General features: G+C 55.6%; 21 protein-coding genes. 8 read left to right on the forward strand and 13 right to left on the reverse strand.

The window, feature by feature from the left end; translation table 11 throughout:
• Positions 1 to 33: 33 nt before the first annotated feature.
• Positions 34 to 996, reverse strand: coding sequence for an acetyl-CoA carboxylase carboxyltransferase subunit alpha (locus tag HY751_03770; protein ID MBI4665509.1), 963 nt, complete (start codon positions 994 to 996; stop codon positions 34 to 36).
• 255 nt (positions 997 to 1,251) lie between these two features.
• Between HY751_03770 and HY751_03775 the strand changes: the two genes are divergently transcribed.
• Both HY751_03775 and HY751_03780 read left to right on the forward strand, forming a co-directional pair.
• Entirely contained in the window at positions 1,252 to 2,607 is a 1,356-nt protein-coding gene (locus tag HY751_03775; protein ID MBI4665510.1) for a tetratricopeptide repeat protein, read from the forward strand.
• A gap of 238 nt (positions 2,608 to 2,845) precedes the next feature.
• On the forward strand, positions 2,846 to 4,120 hold the full coding sequence (locus HY751_03780; GenBank protein MBI4665511.1) for a hypothetical protein: 1,275 nt from the start codon (positions 2,846 to 2,848) through the stop codon (positions 4,118 to 4,120).
• A gap of 3 nt (positions 4,121 to 4,123) precedes the next feature.
• Here HY751_03780 and HY751_03785 read toward each other — a convergent pair whose 3' ends face one another.
• From HY751_03785 to HY751_03815, 7 genes are all read right to left on the reverse strand, one after another.
• On the reverse strand, positions 4,124 to 4,840 hold the full coding sequence (locus tag HY751_03785; protein ID MBI4665512.1) for a hypothetical protein: 717 nt from the start codon (positions 4,838 to 4,840) through the stop codon (positions 4,124 to 4,126).
• 208 nt (positions 4,841 to 5,048) lie between these two features.
• Complete coding sequence (locus HY751_03790; GenBank protein ID MBI4665513.1) at positions 5,049 to 5,438, reverse strand: CBS domain-containing protein; 390 nt, start codon at positions 5,436 to 5,438, stop codon at positions 5,049 to 5,051.
• A gap of 37 nt (positions 5,439 to 5,475) precedes the next feature.
• On the reverse strand, positions 5,476 to 7,221 hold the full coding sequence (locus HY751_03795; GenBank protein MBI4665514.1) for an FAD-dependent oxidoreductase: 1,746 nt from the start codon (positions 7,219 to 7,221) through the stop codon (positions 5,476 to 5,478).
• A gap of 193 nt (positions 7,222 to 7,414) precedes the next feature.
• Positions 7,415 to 8,695 carry a c-type cytochrome gene (locus HY751_03800; protein ID MBI4665515.1) on the reverse strand — a complete coding sequence of 427 codons (1,281 nt, stop codon included), beginning with the start codon at positions 8,693 to 8,695 and terminating at the stop codon, positions 7,415 to 7,417.
• 16 nt (positions 8,696 to 8,711) lie between these two features.
• Positions 8,712 to 9,515 carry a hypothetical protein gene (locus HY751_03805; GenBank protein ID MBI4665516.1) on the reverse strand — a complete coding sequence of 268 codons (804 nt, stop codon included), beginning with the start codon at positions 9,513 to 9,515 and terminating at the stop codon, positions 8,712 to 8,714.
• An 82-nt stretch (positions 9,516 to 9,597) separates the two neighbouring features.
• On the reverse strand, positions 9,598 to 10,404 hold the full coding sequence (locus HY751_03810) for a cytochrome b N-terminal domain-containing protein (GenBank protein MBI4665517.1): 807 nt from the start codon (positions 10,402 to 10,404) through the stop codon (positions 9,598 to 9,600).
• A gap of 28 nt (positions 10,405 to 10,432) precedes the next feature.
• Positions 10,433 to 11,029: a Rieske 2Fe-2S domain-containing protein gene (locus tag HY751_03815; GenBank protein ID MBI4665518.1), complete on the reverse strand. Its 597-nt coding sequence runs from the start codon at positions 11,027 to 11,029 to the stop codon at positions 10,433 to 10,435.
• A 398-nt stretch (positions 11,030 to 11,427) separates the two neighbouring features.
• Here HY751_03815 and mobB point away from each other — a divergent pair, with 398 nt between their 5' ends.
• The 5 genes from mobB (at position 11,428) to HY751_03840 (ending at position 14,820) form a co-directional block, all read left to right on the forward strand.
• The gene (mobB, locus tag HY751_03820) at positions 11,428 to 11,979 is read left to right on the forward strand and encodes a molybdopterin-guanine dinucleotide biosynthesis protein B (protein MBI4665519.1); all 552 of its coding nucleotides are present in this window, start codon (positions 11,428 to 11,430) and stop codon (positions 11,977 to 11,979) included.
• Between the two features lie 2 nt (positions 11,980 to 11,981).
• Entirely contained in the window at positions 11,982 to 12,149 is a 168-nt protein-coding gene (gene tatA, locus HY751_03825; protein MBI4665520.1) for a twin-arginine translocase TatA/TatE family subunit, read from the forward strand.
• Between the two features lie 5 nt (positions 12,150 to 12,154).
• Entirely contained in the window at positions 12,155 to 12,640 is a 486-nt protein-coding gene (moaC, locus tag HY751_03830) for a cyclic pyranopterin monophosphate synthase MoaC (protein ID MBI4665521.1), read from the forward strand.
• Positions 12,641 to 12,658: 18 nt separating this feature from the next.
• On the forward strand, positions 12,659 to 13,390 hold the full coding sequence (locus HY751_03835; protein ID MBI4665522.1) for a hypothetical protein: 732 nt from the start codon (positions 12,659 to 12,661) through the stop codon (positions 13,388 to 13,390).
• Between the two features lie 71 nt (positions 13,391 to 13,461).
• Positions 13,462 to 14,820 (forward strand): (Fe-S)-binding protein, encoded by a 1,359-nt coding sequence (locus HY751_03840; GenBank protein ID MBI4665523.1) that lies wholly within the window; start codon positions 13,462 to 13,464, stop codon positions 14,818 to 14,820.
• Here the strand turns inward: HY751_03840 and HY751_03845 are convergent.
• The 5 genes from HY751_03845 to HY751_03865 are packed head-to-tail and all read right to left on the reverse strand — an operon-like array spanning position 14,709 to position 19,622.
• Positions 14,709 to 15,749, reverse strand: coding sequence for a VWA domain-containing protein (locus HY751_03845; protein MBI4665524.1), 1,041 nt, complete (start codon positions 15,747 to 15,749; stop codon positions 14,709 to 14,711). The two genes, HY751_03840 and HY751_03845, sit on opposite strands and share 112 nt — an antisense overlap.
• Positions 15,746 to 16,729, reverse strand: coding sequence for a VWA domain-containing protein (locus HY751_03850; protein MBI4665525.1), 984 nt, complete (start codon positions 16,727 to 16,729; stop codon positions 15,746 to 15,748). Before HY751_03850 ends, HY751_03845 begins: the two co-directional genes overlap by 4 nt.
• Positions 16,726 to 17,673 (reverse strand): hypothetical protein, encoded by a 948-nt coding sequence (locus tag HY751_03855; GenBank protein ID MBI4665526.1) that lies wholly within the window; start codon positions 17,671 to 17,673, stop codon positions 16,726 to 16,728. The genes HY751_03850 and HY751_03855 overlap by 4 nt, the downstream gene beginning before the upstream one ends.
• A complete protein-coding gene (locus HY751_03860; GenBank protein ID MBI4665527.1) occupies positions 17,670 to 18,605 on the reverse strand; it encodes a DUF58 domain-containing protein in 936 nt (311 codons plus the stop codon). Before HY751_03860 ends, HY751_03855 begins: the two co-directional genes overlap by 4 nt.
• A 24-nt stretch (positions 18,606 to 18,629) precedes the next feature.
• Positions 18,630 to 19,622 (reverse strand): AAA family ATPase, encoded by a 993-nt coding sequence (locus HY751_03865; GenBank protein MBI4665528.1) that lies wholly within the window; start codon positions 19,620 to 19,622, stop codon positions 18,630 to 18,632.
• Between the two features lie 113 nt (positions 19,623 to 19,735).
• Between HY751_03865 and der the strand changes: the two genes are divergently transcribed.
• Positions 19,736 to 21,076, forward strand: a complete 1,341-nt coding sequence (gene der / locus HY751_03870) for a ribosome biogenesis GTPase Der (GenBank protein ID MBI4665529.1) — start codon at positions 19,736 to 19,738, stop codon at positions 21,074 to 21,076.
• Position 21,077 lies beyond the last annotated feature (1 nt).

Genomic DNA, 21,077 nt, shown 5'->3' on the forward strand with positions numbered 1-21,077 from the left:
CTCCAAACACCCCAAATCCCCGTTTAAAGAGGTTTAAATGGTGACGGCCAGATCCCCCATCCGGCGGAACCTTCCCCGGCGGTGCTCCACCAGTTCCCTTGGAGACATGCGGCCCAGTTCCATCAAGTGGCGGCGAAGGACCCGGCGCAATATATGGGCCGCCTTGTCGTGGTCCCTATGGGCCCCACCCAGCGGCTCTTTTACGATTTCGTCTATCAGCCCTATATCCAGAAGATATTTGGGGGTTATACCTAAAGCCTCGGCGGCGTCTTCCACTTTTTCCGCGTTGCTCCAGAGAATCGCGGCGCACCCCTCGGGGCTTATTACCGAGTAAACCGAATTCTCCAGCATCAGAGTGCGGTTACCCACACCCAGCGCCAGCGCCCCGCCGGAGCCACCCTCACCGATAACCACGCAGATTATCGGGATTTTCAGGGAAGACATCTCGAAAAGGTTCCTGGCGATGGCTTCAGACTGGCCCCGCTCCTCCGCCCCCACGCCCGGATAAGCCCCGGGCGTGTCCAGCAGGGTGATGACGGGCACACGGAATTTCTCCGCCATTTTCATAAGACGCAAAGCCTTCCGGTACCCTTCCGGCTGGCCCATGCCGAAATTGCGGTGGATTTTTTCCCCGGTGGTACGCCCCTTCTGGTTGCCGATTACCATCACCGGCGACCCGTCGAACATTGTGAACCCGCCGACTATGGAATTGCAGTCCCCAAAAGCCCTGTCCCCATGTAACTCGATAAAACCCGTGGTCATGTTCCGGATATAGTCCAGGGTATAGGGCCGCAAAGGGTGCCTGGCCAGCCGGGTCCTTTGCCATGCGGTGAGCTTTGAGAATATGTCATGCCGAAGACGGTTGAGCTTCTTGTGTTTCTTCCTTATTTCCGGGGAGCGGTCCACCCCGTTAATAAGGCTCTCTTCCTTAATCCTCTCAATCTCGCCCTCAAGGGCAAGCATCGGGGACTCAAAATCAAGAATCTGAACGACCATTGGGATTTTTCTGATGTAGTAATTACAATGACCTAACCAACTAATAAAGTATAACAGATATGGTTTCTGGTTAAACCTATTTTCAAAACGCTCAAAGTTGGGTAGCTGTAACAATCGGGCACAAGGTTCCCCCGGCCCAAGGGCCAAGTCCTCCCGGAAATACCACTTTTAGAATTAACGCCTTTTGAGCTTGAACTTCGCGGGCGCGGCGAATATCATATTTTCTCATTTCATGTCCAACAGCTGGTTTAAATCATGAATCTGGGAAAGATAAGCTCATATTTCGGGGAAGGCACCACACTCCGGGGTTCTTTGAAGTTTAAAGGCGTACTCCGTTTCGATGGTGATTTTGAAGGGGACGTGATCACCGAAGACACCTTCATCGTCGGTGAAACCGGGAAAGTGAAAGCCGGGCTGAAGGTGGGCAATCTTTATAACTTCGGCCGTATAGTTGGCGATGTGGACGCCGGGAAAGGCGTTTCCCTGCATTCCAACAGCAGTCTGGAAGGGAATGTGAAAACCCCATCCCTGGTCACCGAGGAATGGGCTTTTTTCCAGGGTTCCTGCGCAATGCCGTTCCGTGAGCGGCCCGCGCCCCAGGAAAAACAGAGCGGCGGCGCCAAGACCGTTACAGCTTCGGAGTTTACCTCGCCGCTGGAGACGGGATCGGCGCCAGAGGGGGAAATTTCCGCGCTGTCTTTCTTCCTGCCGGACAAAAAATGGTTGATGGGCGGGGGTGTTATTTTTGTGATACTGGCCCTTTGGGTTATATTCAGCGGCGATGGCGGATCCAAAGAAGGCGATGTGGCTTCCCAGGCTGAAACGGAGCAATCAACCCAACCCCAACAGGCCGGAGTTGAACAGCAAGCCTCTGGCGCCATGAGCGCTGTATCCGAGCAGGACATAGCCAGGCTTAAAAAAGAAATAGAGCGGGGCGCTAAAACCGCCGAGCCTTACCTTACCCTGTCCCGCATCTACTTGGACAAGAAGGGATATAAAGATTCCATCCAAACCCTTGAGCAGGGAGTGGCCTCTCTGCCGAACAACGAAGAAATAAGGCTGTTGCTAGCCCAAATCCTGCACAGGACGGGCCGGGAGAAAGATGCCCTGAAGCATTTTGTGACCGTAGCCCAGATAAACCCGAACTCGCCCGAAGCCCTGAACAACGTGGCGTTCCAGAAGGTGGATGGGGCGTCGCTGAACCAGGCTGGTGAGCTTTTCAGGAAGGCTTTAGATAAAGACCCGGCCAATTTCCGGGCCAGGCTTGGCATGGCCATCGTTTACAGCAAGCAGGAGGAGAACGAAAAGGCTGTCAACGAATGCCAGAACATATTAAAAGAGGCCGATGATTACGCCCCTGCGCAAAACCGGCTGGCCTGGATTTTCGCCAAACAGGGGATAAACCTGCCCGAGGCGTTGAAACTTTCGGAAAAATCGTTGTCCATTTTCGACAATATCCCGGAATACCTGGATACCCTGTCGGAGGTTCATTACCGGAACGGCAACTATGAAGAGGCCGTTAACACCATCAAGAAGGCCATTGCGCTGGTGCCTAACGACCCTTATTACAAACGCCAGCTTTTCAAATTCCAGCGGTCTTTGAAAGGCTAGCCGCCCAATAAGCGGGAATTGCGGGTTAACAGGGGTTAACCCTCCAGGGCTGGCGCCATTGCGCCAGAACCTATTTTTTCGTTCCTGAACCGCTGTCCACAATAAAAACTCCCGCCGGTAGTGGAAACAAGGCTGGCGGGAGTTTATAATTAATAAAAATGGGTTAAGTAACATAACCTTGTCCTATGCGACAGGGTGGATGGTTATTTGAGGCGATTAAGCTATACCGTGGTGTGATGTGCGGGTATTAAATAACATCCTACGGGTATTGAGGGAGAACGGGCAGTTATGGGTGATTCTGCTCATACCTGCCTTGGTGATTAGCGCGGCGGCCGCAGGCCATATTTATTATGAGCGGCATCGCCCCAAGAACGAAGTCATCGTCATTGATGAAGGCGCGGATGAAGGACTGTCCGCCCGCAACGGGCTGGTAGAACAACTGCGCAAGGCCCCTTTCAACGAGTTGCTCACCGTTTATAACGCCGAAATGTCCATCTTGCGGGACACTTACACCTATTTCAACCTTCTACCCACGCTCAACGATGTCCGCCGGGAGATGGATGAGCTTTACGGCTCCGAGGACGAGAATGCCCTGCGGGAGTTTGTTATAGGCGGCTACTTTTTCTCCAGGGAGGAGTATCGCCAGGCGGCCCGTCATTACAAGCAGGCCGCAAAGACACTGGAAACCCCCTCCACTTACCTCATGCTTGGATTGGCGTTGCGCACCGTGGGGGAGGAGGTGGATTCATACTACTCCTATGTCCGCCTTATGGAACTGGGGGCCAAACTTAAAAGCAAATCAGTGATGACACGGGCTGAACAGCTTTTAGACCGGTCGGTGGGCAAGACCCAGGCCATGCTGATAGTCAGCATGATAATAGGAGCCATCATTTCAACGGGGATTGTGATAGTGATGTACATAACCTACCGGCGCATCACAAACAAGGAGAAGCGCGGCGGAATGGTTATCCCCTATTCCCAGCGCCATTTCTTCACCATAAAGATCCGCGAGGCCGATGAGACGGCGCTGGATTTTATAGAGGAAGAAATAGAAAGTGTCCGCCTCAAGGTTGTGGACAGCTTGAACGGCCTTCCCCAGGCTGAAAAGCGATGCTCATTGCTGGCTCCGGTGCGCCGCCTTTCGGATGTGCGCCGTGAACTGGCTGTGGCCCGCGCCAACGGACTCAATGGGATAAACCAGACTTTGCTGGAAAGGGAATTCTTATTGGGCGGGTTCAATTTCGCGCTGGAAGACCATTCCGCGGCCCTCCGGCATTACAACACCGCCATTGGGCTATTAAACCTCCCTTCGTTCCACATAATGCTCGCCTTAGCCCTGATGGCCTGCAGGCGGTACGATGCGGCCTCCAGGGCGCTGGGAAGGGCTTCGGCGGCGGCGGCAAACCTGAATCTGCTGGAGGACGTGGAGCCGGATACAAAAGCCGTAATGGAATTGATCCCGGTAAATGGGGGACGGAATGTTTTTTGGAAGATGGATACCGGTACTGAGTGACGGCTAACCGAGAAGGTCTTTAAGAAGAAGGGCGTATTCCTCATCCACCAAATCCCGCTTCATGCCCGAAAAATCCGAACCGGTGGTTATTTTGGTTAAAATCCACCTCTTGCGATCCTCGGAGGATTTCTTATCCACCACGGCCCGGAACTGGCGAATCATTTTATCCACCAGCTGGCGCATCTCCTGATCCCCCAGGAACGCCTTTAGGTCCACCAGGCGGTCTGTCTTGCGCCGGTGCTTGTCGGCCCGGGCGTTGGCCACTTTCTCATATTCCTCCAGCGTCTCGTCCCCATGGGAAAACTTTATGGCGTCTATTAGCCCCGAGCTTATTTCCCTGGGAATGAAACCTGGCACCGGCTGTTTTAGGATGGTTTCGCAAGTTTCTGCGTCCACCGGGAAATGACCCTCTACTCTGGAGATGATGGCCCGGCCAAGGAAGTCGGTGATCATTTTCTCCATTTCCTTGCGCTCGTTGAAATAGCGCACGGCGGCCTGGCATTGCACGTTCACTTCGTCGGCCTGGGTGGCAAGCTGGGGTTTTACCACCGCCAGCGCGTCCATTATGGCCTGCTTGGCCACCCCTTTTTGCATGAGCGCCGAGGAAAAGGCCAGAAGAGCCTTGTTGATATTGCGGGAACAGAAAGGAACGGTGATATTTTTTATAATATCGCCAATAATTTCCTCTTCAAGCTTGCCGCTTTGGCTATCAACAGACATGGTTATTGTAGATGACTTGGAAATTTAGACTAAAATATATCACAAAAATGGCCATATTGTAAAAAATCATTACTTAGGCGAGATTCCCCCGTTGGGGGTTCATTAGCGGTCAGGTCTTTACTGTGGTTATTCCATAGCGGAAAAAAACCGGGGTCAGCGACCCCGGTGAAACAAATTAAAGCCAGGGATTTTCAGGAGGGCCTAAACCCTACCACCCTTCCCCATCGGTGAATTCCGGGTGGATAAGGTCTCGCACGGAAATAACCCCTTTTATCTCGCCGTCCTCTTCCACCGCAAGGTGCCGGATGTGGTGTTTGTCCATCACTTCGGCGGCTTCGAAAAGCTTCCGGGTGGACTCTATGGTCTTCAACGGGGCGCTCATCACCTCGGAGCATTTCAGGGCGGCCGCGTCCAGCCCTTTGGCCATGATCTTGCGGACAAGGTCGGTCTCGGTGATAATTCCTGCCACTTTACCACCGTCTTCCACCAGCAGACTGCCGATTCGTTTTTCGGCCATCAGCTGGGCCACCGAGAGCGCCGATGCGCCGGTATTCACTTTTATCAGGTCAATGGCCATCCTGTCGCCAACAGTAAGCATATACCCCTCCTTAAAGTAAATCCGGCCCGTTTAAACGTCAGACCTTCAGTTTTTCGACGCTACCTTTATAACAGGAGAACGTGATGGAGTCAGTGGGGCAAACGTCCCGGCAGAATCCGCACCGGATACACCTGTCACGCTCTATAACGATGCCGGTGACCCCCTGCTCTTTCAAACCGATCCCTTCGTTGAGCCAGCGCTGGTGCTGTAACTCCGTAAGCGGCGTGATGGAGAGGCAAGCCTGCGGGCAAACATCCACGCAGTTGGCGCACATGATGCAAAGCTCAGGCTTGTAAGTCCACAGGTAGTTGCATTTGAAACAACGGCTGGCCTCGGCTATGGCCTGTTCCTTCGTAAAGCCGGTCTCCACCTCCAGGAAGGTGCTGACCCGCTTGTTGATGGCGATGGCTCCGCTGGTCTGCCTTGCGATGTCGTCGTAATGGTATGCCTTGCTTCCCGGCTCGTCCATATCCACAAGATCGTACTCCTCGCGGTTTTTCCGGGCGTAATCCCCCTTCTCCCCCCGCAGGAACGTGTCTATGGACACGGCGGCGTGATGCCCCTCGGCGATGACTTTAATGGCGTGCTGGGTGCCTGTGATAAAATCGCCCACGGCGAAAACGCCGGGGAGGTTGGTCATCCAGCTCTTCTCGTCCACAACGATGGAGCCCCAGTTAGTAAGCCGCACCCCTTTTAGACCATTGAGACAATCGCTCTCCGGCGCCTGGGAAACGGCGGGGGCCACAATATCACAATCCATGACATACTCTGAACCCTCAACGGGCACAGGTTTCCTTCTGCCGCTCCTGTCCGGTTCGCCCAGCTGGTTGCGGATAAGTTTAATGCCCGAAACGTTCTTCCCGTCGCTGGAGACAACTTCCACCGGGGCCACCAGGTAATGGAAAGTAACCCCTTCCTCCTCGGCCTCGATAATCTCCTGCTCCACCACCGGGATTTCGTCCCTGGTGCGGCGGTAAACTATATGGACTTCCTTTGCGCCCATGCGGATGGAGGAGCGGGACACGTCCATGGCGGTAAAACCGCCGCCCACCACCACAACCTTCTTGCCCGTAAGCGACATGGACTCGCCATTGTTTATCTTGTACATGAAAGTTGCGCCGTGGAATACGCCTTTCAAATCCTCGCCGGGCACGTTCAGCATGGCCGCTTTCCAGGCGCCAGCGGCGATGAGCACCGCGTTATATTCAGCCCGCAGGTCCTCCAGCATAACGTCTTTGCCGATCCGCACGCCGTAGCGTATATCCACGCCGGAGCGCCTTACGAATTCTATTTCTTTGTCTATAACTTCCCGGGGCAAACGGTAGGCGGGAATCCCATAGCGCAACATGCCGCCGCCATGTTTTTCCGCTTCGAATACTGTTACCCGGTAACCCAACTTCGCCAGGTCGTAGGCGGCTGTAAGCCCGGCGGGGCCAGCGCCTATCACCGCGATTTTTTCGCTTAACGTGGGATAGCTCGCGGCTGGCGGGTTAACCTCCCGTTCGGAATAATCGGTGGCGGCCCGTTTGAGGGTGCGGATAGCCACAGAATCGTCCACCCTCTGCCGGTTACACCCGGTTTCGCATGGATGCTGACACACCCTGGCGCAAACCGATGGGAACGGGTTGGTCTCCCGGATAAGCATGTGCGCCTCGGACCAGCGCCCCTGGGAGATAAGCCTTACGTATTCCTGTATATCCGTATGAACGGGACAATTCGTCTGACAGGGAATGTCCGCGTAGGTTTTCGGGTCGTAAAGAAAATCGTAATACCTTCTGGTCATGGAGACCTCCACAAATAAAAAAAGCTCGGCTGGAGAGGGAACGCATCGGTTTATACTAAGTATAAACCAAACAAATCCACTTAGCCAGCGGGCGTTCCGGTTCTGAACGGAACCTTCCGGTCCAGGATTCCAGCGCCCTTTAAAAATCCCCCGCGGAAGAAGTTTCCAGCTTCCGCGGGGAACCGCCTCAAATCTACTGCAAAGTTTTCAGGTAAGTCACCAACTCGGAAATCTGCTCATCCGAAAGGTTGAACTTCGGCATGAACGATTTCTGGGTGACAGACCTTGGATCCTTGAAGTGTTTCACCATCCACTCTTCTTTTCTGCGAGTGCCGACCTTGGTCAGGTCGGGCGCCAGTTTGCCGCCCTTGCCGTGGATGGTATGGCACACCCAGCAGTTATACCGCAGAACAAGCTTTTCACCTTCCGCCAACTCGGCGTATTCCGCCGGGGTGTACAGGCCGGCTATTTCCTGGACCAGGCCGCCGTGTTTCTTTTCACCCTCGGCGATCTGCAGGCGGTAACGATACTTCAACGGCACCTTGCTTTCCTTGTTGGAATAGACCCAGGTGGTAAGCATATGCGCCGTTTCTTTGGGCATCTCGAAGTTGGGCATTATGGTTTCCTCAACCCCATGCTCCGGATCCGCCGGAGATATTTTCTGCGGGTTCAGGAAATGCTGTAACGTCCACTCGTATTTTTCCTTCGCGCCTTCCACATGCTTCATGTTGTGGGTGGCCTCGAACTCGTGCTCGGTGGACTCACCGTAACTGGTCAGGTCCGGCGCCACCACCTCGCCCACGCCACGGATGGTATGACAGGACACGCATTCTATCTGGAGCGGGTTTTGGCCGGAGGCGTAATCCCTGGCGTCCAGCAACATCTCGGCGCCCTCAAGATCGGTACCCTGCCGGTAAACCTCTTCATGACACTGGGGGCACGAGGCCTGGACCATGCCAAACTGGCCGGTGGGATACATCGGTGTTTCCCAATGATGGATGTCCCGGGCATGCGCGTCAAGCTTGTTGGTGCCCAAACCTTGGCCCTGGTGACAGATCACACAACCTGTCTTGTTGAAATCGTGGACCGTGCGGCCATTCTCCAGTATGCGGGCCGCTTTATGATAGGTGAAAGGCTGGGGAGCGTCTTTCATATCCGGGTTTTCCCATCCCAAATGGCAGGATATGCACCGGTCGGCCACGCCCAGTTCCTTGTTCCATATCTGGCGGATCTTGATCTCGAATTTGGCGGCCTCTTTCCGCATTTCCGGATCCTCTTCATGAGCCACCAGCATGTCCCTGTATTTGTACTGGTACTGTTTCCATTCCGGGGTCATGTCCTTATAGGTGGTAAGGCCGAAAAGGAAAAGTATGGAGACCGAGAATATGGCGTAAAGAAGGCTCTGTTCCCGCTTCCACAGGACTATGAACCCCAGGACGTTTATTATCAGTATGGCGGCTACTATGTAATTCATCTTTTTTCTCCCCTCGCTATATGTTGAAGAAAGGGGTGGTGACTATATATTTGTAGCCGAACACCAAGCGTAATATCATTTTGCCCGCCACGCTCAAGGTAAGTAGCACGTGAACCTGGATGAGCAAATAGCGGACAAGCCCTATACGGTCCAGATAATCCTTAAGCCTGGCGCAAAGAGCTGAAGCCTGGTGAAACCTGGCCACGATGTAAGGCGCAACCATCCCGCCACCAAAGAAGATGAAAAGGATGGGCCAGCCGATGGCGTTGGGCACGTTTACCGTTTGGGCTTCAGAGACTTTCAGCGGCACGTTGGGATATGTCCAGCTTTCTCCGCCTATCGGATAGTCTATAACCGGCCAGTAGAACTCCCATGACGGCCCGCGGAACCACTGGCCTATTGCTATAAGCAAGAACCAGAGGAACAGGCCGAAGGAGAAGTAAACCACCGCGAACTTCCTTTTCGAGAAGCTGTATTTGCCCTGCTCCGCAGGGGAAATGTCCACATATGGGATAAGCACCAGACCTATTATTATCTGGGTGGGCAGTAACACCCCGGCTATCCACGGGTCAAAATAAACCAGCAGTTCCTGCAGGCCGATAAAGTACCACGGGGCCTTGGCGGGGTTTGGCGTTTTCGCCCAAGCCGCCACTTCCTCCAGCGGAGCGTCGAAAATAGCGGAGATGCCCCACAGCACCACCGTAACAAGAAGCATACTAAGGAAAACTATCCACACGAAGTTCGGCCACGAAGGCTCGCGCGGATAATCCGGCTTGTTTGAGAGCATATAGCCCGACTTCGCCACGTTCAGCTCAGACATCTGCCACCTTTCCAGTTAAGGGACAACCAATGTTAACCATATCCACGATACCGAACTAAAAACTTCCCCTTAAGCCCGCCGTTTACAGAGGCCCGGAGAACCCGTCTTTCCTCACCCGCCAGAAATGGAACACCATAAGCGCCGAGGCTATGAGAGGCAACGCCACGCAGTGCCACACATAAGCCCGGATCAGCGCGTTGGCGCCGATCCTGGTGCCGCCTATGATGGCAAACCTTATATCGTTATCGATTCGCACCCCAAGGAACTCGGAGAACGGCCCTTCAAACCCGATGAACGGCGTGGCCGAGGCCATGTTGGTGCCCACGGTAACCGCCCAGAAACCAAGTTGGTCCCACGGCAGAAGATATCCGGTGAAGGACAGCAGAAGGGTAAGCGTAAGTAGAAGCACGCCCACCACCCAGTTGAACTGGCGCGGGGCCTTGTAAGAACCCGTATAGAACACCCTGGCCATGTGGACTATAACCGAGAACACCATGGCATGGGCCGCCCACCGGTGCATGTTCCTCAATATCATGCCGTAGGGAACCATGAACTTGAGGTCTTTCATGTCGGTGAAAGCCCTGCTTTCCTCTGGCACGTAGTAGAACATCAATATGACGCCCGTCAGCGTCAGCATGAGGAAAAGGAAGAACGTGATGCCACCCATACACCAGGTGTACCCCAGCTTAAGCCCATGGGTACCAACCTTGGTGGGGAGAATGTGCATCACGAAGCTGGAGCGCATGACCGCCATGCGCTTCAACAGGGTGTCCGGATAACCGGTCCTGAAGAAAGACCGGTATATGTCGTTGTCGGTCAAAAGCCGGACAATTTTGCTTAGCAACCCCGGCTCCTGCTGTTTACCGTGTTCAGACGGCGTTTCAGCCATATCACAACCCCTTCTTAGTTATCAGGATTTACGCCTTTATCTCAAGGAAATACGGCGCCTTGGCTATATCTATCTTCTCTTCGTCGGTCCACCTGGGCAGTAGCGTGGACTTCTTATATTGAAGCTCGGGACGCTTGATGCCCAAAAGACCGGTAGTGATTATCATGGAACCGTCCGGGGCAAGCTTAATCTTCGCCCGGAACAGCGGCAATGGAGCGGGACCCGCCACCACTTCACCCTCCACATTGTAGTTGGAGCCGTGACAGGGGCATTTGAACCTCTGCTCGCCGGGAAACCAGTTGGGGGTGCATCCTAAATGGGTGCAAACGCCCACCATGGCGTAAACCCCTTTGGAACTCCTTACAATCCAAACCCTTTGCGAGCTTTTAAACCGCTCATCCACCACCACTTCGGTGGGGTTGACCGGTTTTACATACTCTTCCGGCCGTCCGGCGTTGAACGTGGTCTGGGGCTCATAAAGCACACCGGGATAAAAATACCGGGCAAACGCCGCCCCGGCGCCCGACAAGAACAGGCCTAGCGACGACCAGCCCGTTATAAGAAAAAACTTTCTCCGCGAGGGCGCGCCTTTACCCCCGGACGATTCGGAGACATGCTCGGCCATAAAATTCTCCCCTAAGGTTGCCACTTCCAAGTAAAAGCTTCTTAAACTGCAAGGGTGGCTTTTGGAATCGAAATGCCTGCCCCTTGGAAGGGGCAGGGTGTTAATTTATAACATACACAAAACTTTATGGCAAACTTTTTTTCAGGCTCGCCAAAAGCCCAAAACACATTGTTTTTTAAAGCGTATTTTAAGGCGCTGGCCTTGGTTCGGTGTGAAAAGCCTAAATTGCCCTGAATCCTTTGGAACAACGGCTCATCAAATTGGAACAGCTTATTTTTTGATTCTACCTAGTTTTTTCGAACAAGTCCATTTTTTCAATCTATAAATCCTCCTTTCGCCCTCCGGTACGATTATTGCCCCTTTATGTTTCACCGTCTCACGTTATAAAATGTCGCGTAATGAAACTGGAGAAAACACCGAACCATTCCCCTTTGGCCATAGCCTTCACGGGCCCTTCCGGTAGCGGTAAAACCACCCTTATAGAAAAACTGATTCCAGAGCTTTCTTCTATGGGGGTTGGGGTGGGCGCGGTGAAACGAAGTCATCACAGGATAGAAGTGGACCACCCTGGCAAAGATTCTTACCGGTTTCGGGAGGCTGGGGCCAATCCGGTTCTGCTATTAAGCGACGACACGCTGTTTTACGCCGAGAAACTTTCCCTCCCGCTTACGCTGGGTGAAGCGCTGGCAATGTTCGCCGGAAAGGTGGATCTTGCGCTAGTGGAGGGATTCAAGCAAGAGGCGGCACTGAGGTTTGTTTTCGCTCCCCTTGCCGATATACAGTCAAAAAGCTTACACTATGGCAATGACGTGGCCGGTTTTATAGTGGAAACCCCGGCCCCGCCGGGAACCGTGACGGATGATGGCCTGCCGGTGTTTTGCAGGGATAATCCCCGCGCCCTGGCCCAATGGATAATCCGGGATATCCTGCCGGAAAAGAAAAGGAACTAAAAATGTTAAGCATGCCCAAACTTCTTCTGCTTCTGGTGGTGGTACTGGTCCTTTTCGGGGCTTCCCGGCTCCCGGCCATTGGTTCCGGCCTGGGCAAAGGCATCCGCAATTTCCGCGACTCTTTTAAAGAGGATGAACCGGAAAAACTGAAAGACGGAAACGGCAAATAACGCCCATGCCGCTAACCCATTTTGATAAACGGGGCTCCGCCTGGATGGTGGACGTGGGAGCAAAGTCCGACACCGTGCGCGAGGCGGTGGCCGAAGGCCGGATAATCATGGGTGCGGCGACCCTTCGCCTCATAATGGAAGGCTCCGCCAAGAAGGGTGACGTATTGGGGGTGGCCCGGCTGGCGGGTATCATGGCGGCAAAAAAAACCCCCGAGATAATCCCCCTGTGCCATAACATTCCCCTTTCGTCTGTGGAGGTGGACTTCACCGTGGACGAGACCCGCTCTTGCGTGGTGGCCCGGGCGCTTGTGCGCACCACGGGAAAAACCGGGGTAGAGATGGAGGCTATCACCGCGGTGTCGGCGGCGTTACTTACGGTTTACGACATGGTAAAGTCCGCCGGGAAAGATATGACCATAACGGACATATCACTGCTTGAAAAAAGCGGCGGTAAGAGCGGACATTATAAAAAGAACAATGCGGCGAAATAACGCGGGAAAGCGGTAAAAATGACATTTGTAAAGTGGTTCAAAGCGTTTAAAACCCTGGTTCTGCCGATGACCATTTTGTGGATCGGCGCTTGCGCCTCGCTTACCGATGATTTTTCGGGCAAACATGGCGTTACCGCCCCGGCCCACTCCGCTAGCGAGGGTTCCGAAAAGATACGAACCGTAGCCGTGCTGGATTTTATCGAGGAGAAAACCGCCAAACCCTCCAACGAACCGGCAATATGCCGCATAACGGGCTTGGCGTTTGCGCCCGGAACTGTGGAGGATGGCTCTGGCGAAGTTGTGGCGGACAATTTCCGTGGAGCCCTGGGCAAGCTGGGGTATGCGGCGTTGACCAGAGAGGAAACGCTGGAGGCTTTGAAGAAATTTCCCGCCCCGGGCGATGATAATTTCGTTGCAGTCGCCGCCGAGGTGGGCAAAGCCCTGGGGGTTGAGGCTGTTGTTGTGGGCTCCGTAATGCGGTATGAAGACCGCGTTGGGGGCAAGTACATCGCTGATAAACCGGCGTCGGTAGCCTTTTCCGTGGCGGTGATAAACCCCGCGGACGGAAAGATAACCTGGAAGGCCAAGTTCGACAAAACCCAACAATCGCTGTTTTCAGACCTGACGGACTATAAAACCTTCTTCAAAGGCGGTATGGTGTGGCAAACCGCCTCCCAACTGGCCAGCCTTGGGGTGGAGAACATATTGAGCCAGTCCCCGTTCCATCCGGTGACGGAGAAGGGGCGGTAAGACTTCTCAATAGAAGTTACCCCGATTACCACCAGCTTAATCCCTCCTCCCTGTCTGCTATAATTTTAAAGATGGAGAAGTTTAAGTACGATTTTCTGGAATCTGTCCGGGACGAGATAGATAAATGCACCAAATGCGCCTCTTGCCAGGCGGGGTGCCCCACCTATGAGAACTCCGGTTCGGAAACCCTGGTGGCCCGGGGCAAGATACGGCTGGCCAAGGGGGCTTTATCCGGCGAAACGGATATCACCGGCAGGATAGCCAACGATTTCTCGCAGTGTTTGTCGTGCATGAACTGTCTGGCGTCGTGCCCATCGGGGGTGGACACCATGAAGATATTCTCCGCCATGCGGGCGGAGATAAACCGGGAAAACGGCTCGGGCCCCATCGCGGGGTTCATTTTCAAATACCTGCTCCCCTACCCGGCCCGGTTGAACATTCTGGCCAAACTGGTAGGGTTTAGCTCCCTTTTCTATAAAATGGCCCCCCGGTTCATGGCGCGGTTTTTTCCATACTCCCACGGCGGGGTGAAACGGGTCACGCCCGATTTTCTTAAAACGAACCTGCGGGCGCTGGCGGCGGAAATCAACAGCCCAAGCGCGGTGAAATCCACCGGCCCCATAAAACGGGTGGCGTTCTTCTCCGGATGCATGACAGACCTGGCCTTTCCGGAGACCGGGCTTAAAGTGATTGAAGGTCTGAAACGCGCCGGGGTGGAAGTAGTGTTCCCCAAAGAGCAGGTATGTTGCGGCGCTCCAGCCTATTACAATGGGGACCTTGCGACCACAAAGGCCCTGGCCCGGAAGAACATAGAGGTGTTAAACGCCCTCAACGCCGACGCCATAGTGTATTCCTGCGCCACCTGCGGCTCGGTGCTGGGGGAAACCTATCACCAGCTTTTCCCCGGCGACAAAATGGTGGAGGAGCTTACAGCCAAAGTTGTGGACTACCAGAAGCTATTGATAGAGCTTTCTGTGGAATCCATCATCGCCCCCCAGAACGGCGCCGGACGGAAGATTAAGGTGACATATCACGACCCCTGTCATTTAAAACGGGGCATGGGGGTGTTCCGCGAGCCGCGCAAACTGCTCAAGAGCCTGCCCAACGTGGAGTTTGTGGAGATGGAGGGGGCCGACAGGTGTTGCGGCGGCTCCGGAACCTTCGGGCTGAAGTTTTACGGCATGTCCATGGACATAGGCAAGTTCAAGGTGGACGCCATAAAGAAAAGCGGCGCGGACATGGTGGTAACCGCCTGCCCCTCGTGCCAGTTACAGTTGGCCGATTCGCTCCACCGCTTCGGGAGCGATATACCCGTGGTTCACACCGCCGATTTGGTGGACGTGGCCCTGGCCCGCGCCAGCGCCGCGCCACGGAACATAAACACCCATTCCAGCAACGAGACCAACAGCGCCGCCAGCGTAAGGGGTTGATAGCGGTCCTCGTACTCCGTAAACTCCTGCGAAGTGATGTCGGTTTTCTCCAACCCCTTTAGCGTATCCACCAGGCTGGTTAGATCCAGGCTTTCGCCGGTGGTGGCGTGGAACGCGCCGCCGGTGGCCCGGGCTATCTCTTTCAGCGAATCCGCGTCCAGCCGGGATATCACCGTGTCGCCGTTCTCATCGGTTTTATAACCCGTCACGTTACCCTTGTCGTCCGTCTCCGGCACTGGCGCGCCAGATGGCGACCCTATACCAACCGGGAAAATGACTATCCCCGATTGAGCCGCGATTTTTGCCGCCTCCGCCGCCTCCCCCTCCAGGTCCTCGCCATCAGTCACCAATATCACGGCGCGGGTTTTGGCCTTGCTCTTGCCGAAGGCCGCCGATGCGCCCCTCACCGCTTCGCCGATGGCGGTGCCGGGCACGGGCACGGCGCTCAAGTCAACACTGTCCAGAAACAGCCGCAGGGTGGACACGTCGGTGGTCAAAGGGCATTCCACAAAGCTTCTCCCGGCGAAAACCATCAGCCCCATGCGGTTCCCCTCCAGTTCGGAGATAAGCCGCGACACCTCGTGCCTGGCTCGTTCAAACCGGCTGGGCTTGATGTCTCTTGAGGCCATGCTTTGGGATGTGTCCAGCAGTATCATGATGTCTATCCCGGCCCGGGTTATCTCGGTGGGTTTCACGCCATATTGCGGCCGCATGAGCGACACAACAACAAGCGCCGCCACAACGCAAAGCGTGGCCACGGTTAAATATCCCTTGCCGAAAGGCCCGCGCTCCACAATCCTGCCCATAAGTTTCGGCGTGAACATGCTCGATAATGCCCCGGCGTTTCTCCGAAGCCCCCAAACCGCCAGCCCAGCGGCCAGCGGGATGATTAGAAGCAGGAGGGCGAATTGGGGATCGTGAAATCTCATGGCGCCACCCTCCAACGCGTGAGGGGAAGCGACAGCTCCGCCAATAGAAGACCCAGGGCTGGAATCAGCATATACATGAACCAGTCCGTATGCCGCACGTACACTTTCACGCGGATGTCGGTTTTCTCCAGGCTGTCTATCTCCTGGTATATCTTCGCCAGGGCGGTTTCATCCTCGGCTCGGAAATAGCGCCCCCCGGTAGTCCTGGCGATATTTACAAGCAACTGCTCGTCTATCTCCGTGCGCACCTTCACCCGGCGGGGGCCAAACTGCGGGTCGTTCACGGTCTGGTAATAAAGCCCCTCGCGCCCCACGCCGATGGTGTAAACCTTAACCCCCACGGCCTTGGCCAATTGCGCGGCGGTGAGGGGGTCTATGGCCCCCCGGTTATTCATTCCGTCGGTGAGCAATATGACTATCCTGCTTTTGGCGGGGGAATCTTTCATCCGGTTGGCGGCGGTGGCCAGGGCCATGCCGATGGCGGTGCCGTCCTCTATCAACCCTATGTTGGAGCTTTCAAGGAAGCTTGTGAGCGTGCCGTAATCCAGCGTGAGCGGGCACTGGGTGAACCCCTGCGCCGCGAAAACCACCAGCCCCATCCGGTCGTTCACCCTTCCCTTGATGAACTCGGCGATGACGGCCTTGGCGGCGCCCAGCCTGTCGGGTTTAAAGTCCGATGCGGTCATGGACGATGAGATGTCCAGCGTGAGCATTATATCTATCCCCTGGGAGGTTATTTCCTCCTCCCGGTAGCCGGTCTGGGGCCGGGCCAGGGCCACTATCATAAGAATCGCCGCCGTGAACCTGAAAATGAACGGCAGATGAGGCGCAACCCTGGGGGCGCGGTAAACCAGCAGACGGGTGACAAGGCGGGTGTCCGAAAACCTGATGGCCTTTTCGGGCCTGCGTTTTACATATAGCCACAACCATGGCGGCAACAGGAGCAGAAGAAGCAGGTAAACAGGGTCGGCCAGCCTCACGCCGTCTCCCCTTCCAGAATCTTCGGCGCCGTCTCCATCACAAATTTTGTGGCATTGTCCAGCGTCTCGTCCGCCAGCTTTAACTCGGGCTCGCTCTTGGCGAACTTCACCATGTCGCAGGTTTGAAGGATGCTAATGAACGCGGTTTTGCGCTTGAAATCCACATACCGTCCATCGAACCGCTCCTCCAGCTCCATGGTGGTGCTTTCCAGCGCCAGAACACCGTAACGCTCCTCCACATATTCCCTGAGGATGCTGGAGACCCGGAAGAAATGGTCCCTCCTCAGCCCCATGGCGAACAGGTCTTCGCTTTTCAGCTCCCTCAGTTTCGCCAAAGCCGTCTCGTGGGGCGGCCTTGATGGAACGGGTGGAGGGGCCACGGCGGGCGCGGCTGTTTTGTTGCGCCCCTTGAACCGGCGATACAGAAGATAGGCTATGGCCGCCAATAAAGTAACCACGATGATTGGAACCGCGATATCCCAAAAGGTCAAAGAGGTCACGGCGGGTTCTTTTATTGAGGCCTTTTTCACCTCTTCCATAACGTTTGCCCCGGCTGGGGTGACAGGCTCCACCGCGAAATTTACCGGGCCAGCGCTCTCCTCCCGTTCGGCTCCATCAGGCGATTGGATGACGTACTTCACCGGCCCCAACTCCACCGGGCCGGTGTCATACATCACTATCTCGTAGGCCACTATATGGGTTTCCATCCCGTCTGGTTCTTTCGCAGGCTCCGGCCGGGCGGTGGCGCGCAGTTCGGCGTTGGCGGGAAGCTTTATGGACGCTGGCGCCACAAGCGTCTCGCCCGGCAGGAGTTTTACGGCCAGCGTAACCTTAACCGGCAAGCCCACCTTGGTTTTCGCGGGCCCGGCGGTCAGTGAACCATCCGCATAGGCGTTCCCAGCCCACAGAATGGAAATAAGCGCAACCAGAGGGGAAAGCCTCATCGTCCTCTCCTGCGCTTTTCCCGTTGGCGGAAGAATTTCACCAGCGGTTCGATGTAAGACTCTCCGGTATCCACCGTCACATGGTCCACTCCCACCATGTTCAGGAACTTTGAAAGCTCCTCTTCCTCCACGCGCACGGCCCGGGCATACTCATCCAGAAACATTTTGTTCGAGGTGTCCACGTAAACCGCGCGCCCGGTCTCCGCGTCGCGCAGGGACAGAATGCCCGCCGGGGCCATGGTTTTCTCCATGGGATCCGTCATGCGGATGGCGATTAGGTCATGTTTTCTGGCGGTGGCTTTCACCGCTTTTTCGTACCCCTCGGCGCGGAAGTCCGACACCAGAAAGGCTATCAATTTTTTCCTTGCCACGAGGTTCATGTAATCCAGCGCTGACCCGATGTTGGTGGTGGCGCCCCGGGGCCTGAAAAACAGGATTTCGCGGATGATGCGTAAAACGTGGCTCCGCCCTTTACGGGGAGGAACGTAAAGCTCCACCTCGCCGGTGAAGACTATCAGCCCAACCTTGTCGTTATTGCGGATAGCCGAAAACGCCAGCGACGCGCAAAGCTCGGCGGCGGTTTCGGATTTGAAATTCTCTTTCGACCCGAACGCCCCTGATGCCGACAGGTCGAAAAGGATCATCAGCGTAAGCTCCCGCTCTTCGCGGAACACTTTCACGAAAGGCTCTCCCACCCGGGCGGTAACGTTCCAGTCCATGGTCCTGATGTCGTCGCCGGGCTGGTATGGGCGCGACTCGTGGAACTCCATGCCGCGCCCCTTGAAGGCGGAATGGTACTCCCCCGAGAAAAGCGTGTTCACCACTTTCCGGGCGCGGATTTCCACCTCGCGGATCTTGCGAAGCATCTCCCGGGTTACAGCGGCCTCATCCTGTCCCAAACCGGATGAATGTCTTTCAGGCGAAGGGTTCATCGCGGAATAACGCCCCAACGGCCTTTAAGGCACTTCAACGGTGTTGAATATTTTGGAGACGATATCGTCCGGCGTCACGTTCTCCGCATCCGCCTCGTAAGTGGGGATAACCCGGTGGCGCAGAACGGCGGGCCCCGCTTTCTTCACGTCGTCAGGCAAGACGTACCCCCGGTGGTTCAAAAATGCGTAGGCCCGGGCCAGCTTGGCCAGGTATATGGAAGCCCTGGGGGAAGCGCCGTATTCGATGAGATGGGCCATGTCCAGCCCATAATCCGCCGGGCGGCGGGTGGCGCTGACAACGTTTATGATGTACTGGATTATCTTCTCGTCCATGTATATCTGCTCGATGGCCTTCTTGGCCGCCAGAATCTCGCCGTGGCTTATCACCGGGGTCACCTCCGGCATAAGCCCGGTGGTGTTGCGTTTGACTATCATCAGCTCGTCTTCCTTGGTGGGGTAGTCCACCAGTATCTTGAGCATGAACCGGTCCACCTGCGCCTCGGGCAGGGCGTAGGTGCCCTCCTGCTCGATGGGGTTTTGCGTGGCCAGCACAATGAAAGGCTCCGGCAGGCGGAAGGTTTCCGAGCCGATGGTGACCTGCCGCTCCTGCATGGCCTCCAGCAAGGCGCTTTGCACCTTGGCGGGGGCGCGGTTTATCTCGTCGGCCAGGATTATATTGGTGAACAGCGGACCTTTTCGTATGGTGAAGGATGCCTCCCGGACGTTGTAGATCTCGGCCCCGGTCAGGTCCGCCGGCAAAAGGTCCGGCGTGAACTGTATTCTTTTAAACCCAAGCTGTATGGCGCGGGCCAGCGTCTGGATGGACATGGTCTTGGCGAGCCCCGGCACCCCTTCCAGCAGGATATGCCCGTCGCACAGAAGGGCCGTGAGCATTCCCTCAATCATGCCCCGCTGGCCCACAATGACCCGTTCCACCTCGCCCAACAACCTGTCAACGAACAGGGATTTTTCCTTAACCATCTCGTTGACGGCCTGAATATCAACGCTTGCCATCACGCCTCCATGAAATGCCCGAAGCCGGTTTTAAAACAAAATCGCCAATGCATTTTAAATTATGCGCCGCGCGGGTGTAAAATCATTACTTTAATCCGTTTTTTCAAGGTCAGCCAATGTATTGTATCGCCATTGTGGGAAGGCCCAATGTGGGCAAATCCACCCTTTTCAACCGTATCGTGGGCGGCAGGCCGGCCATAGTGGACGACACCCCCGGCGTCACCCGCGACAGGAACATATCCCGGGCCACATGGCGGGGCAGGTCTTTTCTGGTTATAGACTCCGGCGGGTTCGAGCCCGAAGCCGAAGACGAGATAATGGCCCAGATCCGCGAACAGGCCATTGTGGCCATCGAGGAGGCCGACACCATTTTCCTGGTGGTGGACGCCATGGCGGGCATAACCCCGGTGGACGCGGACGTGGCCATGCGGCTACGCTCCAGCGGAAAACCGGTTACCGTGGTGGTTAACAAGGCCGACGACCCCGGCAAGAACATCTATGCCCACGAGTTCTCCCGCATGGGGTTCGAAAGGATACGCCCAGTAAGCGCGGAGCACAACCTGGGTGTGGAAGACCTGTTAAGAGAGGCATTGGCGGACGTTCCCCCCGATCCGGAGGTTACCGGCGAAGAGCCCGTAGATAACGTCATCCGCCTGGCGGTGGCGGGCAAGCCCAACGTGGGCAAATCGTCCTTGATAAACCGCCTGCTGGGCTCCCGCAGGATGATGGTTAGCGATGTGCCCGGCACCACCCGCGACGCCATAGACTCCGAGTTTGAAGCCGATGGGCGCAAGTGGGTGATAATAGACACGGCCGGTATCCGCCGCAAAGCCAAGGTCACGATGAAGCTTGAAAAATACTCCGTGATCATGGCCATGAAAGCCATCGAACGGGCGGACGTGGCCCTGCTGGTAGTGGACGGGCAGGAAGGAGCCGCCATGCAGGAGGCGAAAATAGCCGGGCTCGTTGAGGATGCCGGAAAAGCATGCGTGATAGTGGTTAACAAGTGGGACGTGGTGGAGAAAGACCACAAGACCGCCATCCAGGCCGAGGAGGCCCTCCGGCGTCAATTGAAATTCCTCGCCTACGCCCCGGCGCTGTTTGTTTCGGCAAAGTCGGGCCAGAGAGTTACGAAAATACTCAAGAAAGCGGAAGAGGTTTACACCCAGTACACCAAACGGCTACCCACCTCCAAGCTCAATGAGATAGTGCGGCGGGCCGTGGAGCAAAAAGAGCCGCCGGTGGCTTCGGGCAAGAGGCTGAAGATATATTTCGCCACCCAGCCCACGGTGAAACCTCCCACGTTCGTGCTGATGACCAACATGCCCGATGACGTGCATTTCTCCTACCAGCGCTACCTTATAAACAGGATCAGGGAAGAGGGAGGGTTCGACCTCTCGCCCATCAGGATCCTTTTCCGGCGCCCGTCGGGAAGAAGGACTGGCGAGCAGAGATAGG

Source organism: Nitrospinota bacterium, assembly GCA_016208975.1.
In the GTDB taxonomy this organism is placed as follows: Bacteria; Nitrospinota_A; UBA7883; order UBA7883; family JACRLM01; genus JACQXA01.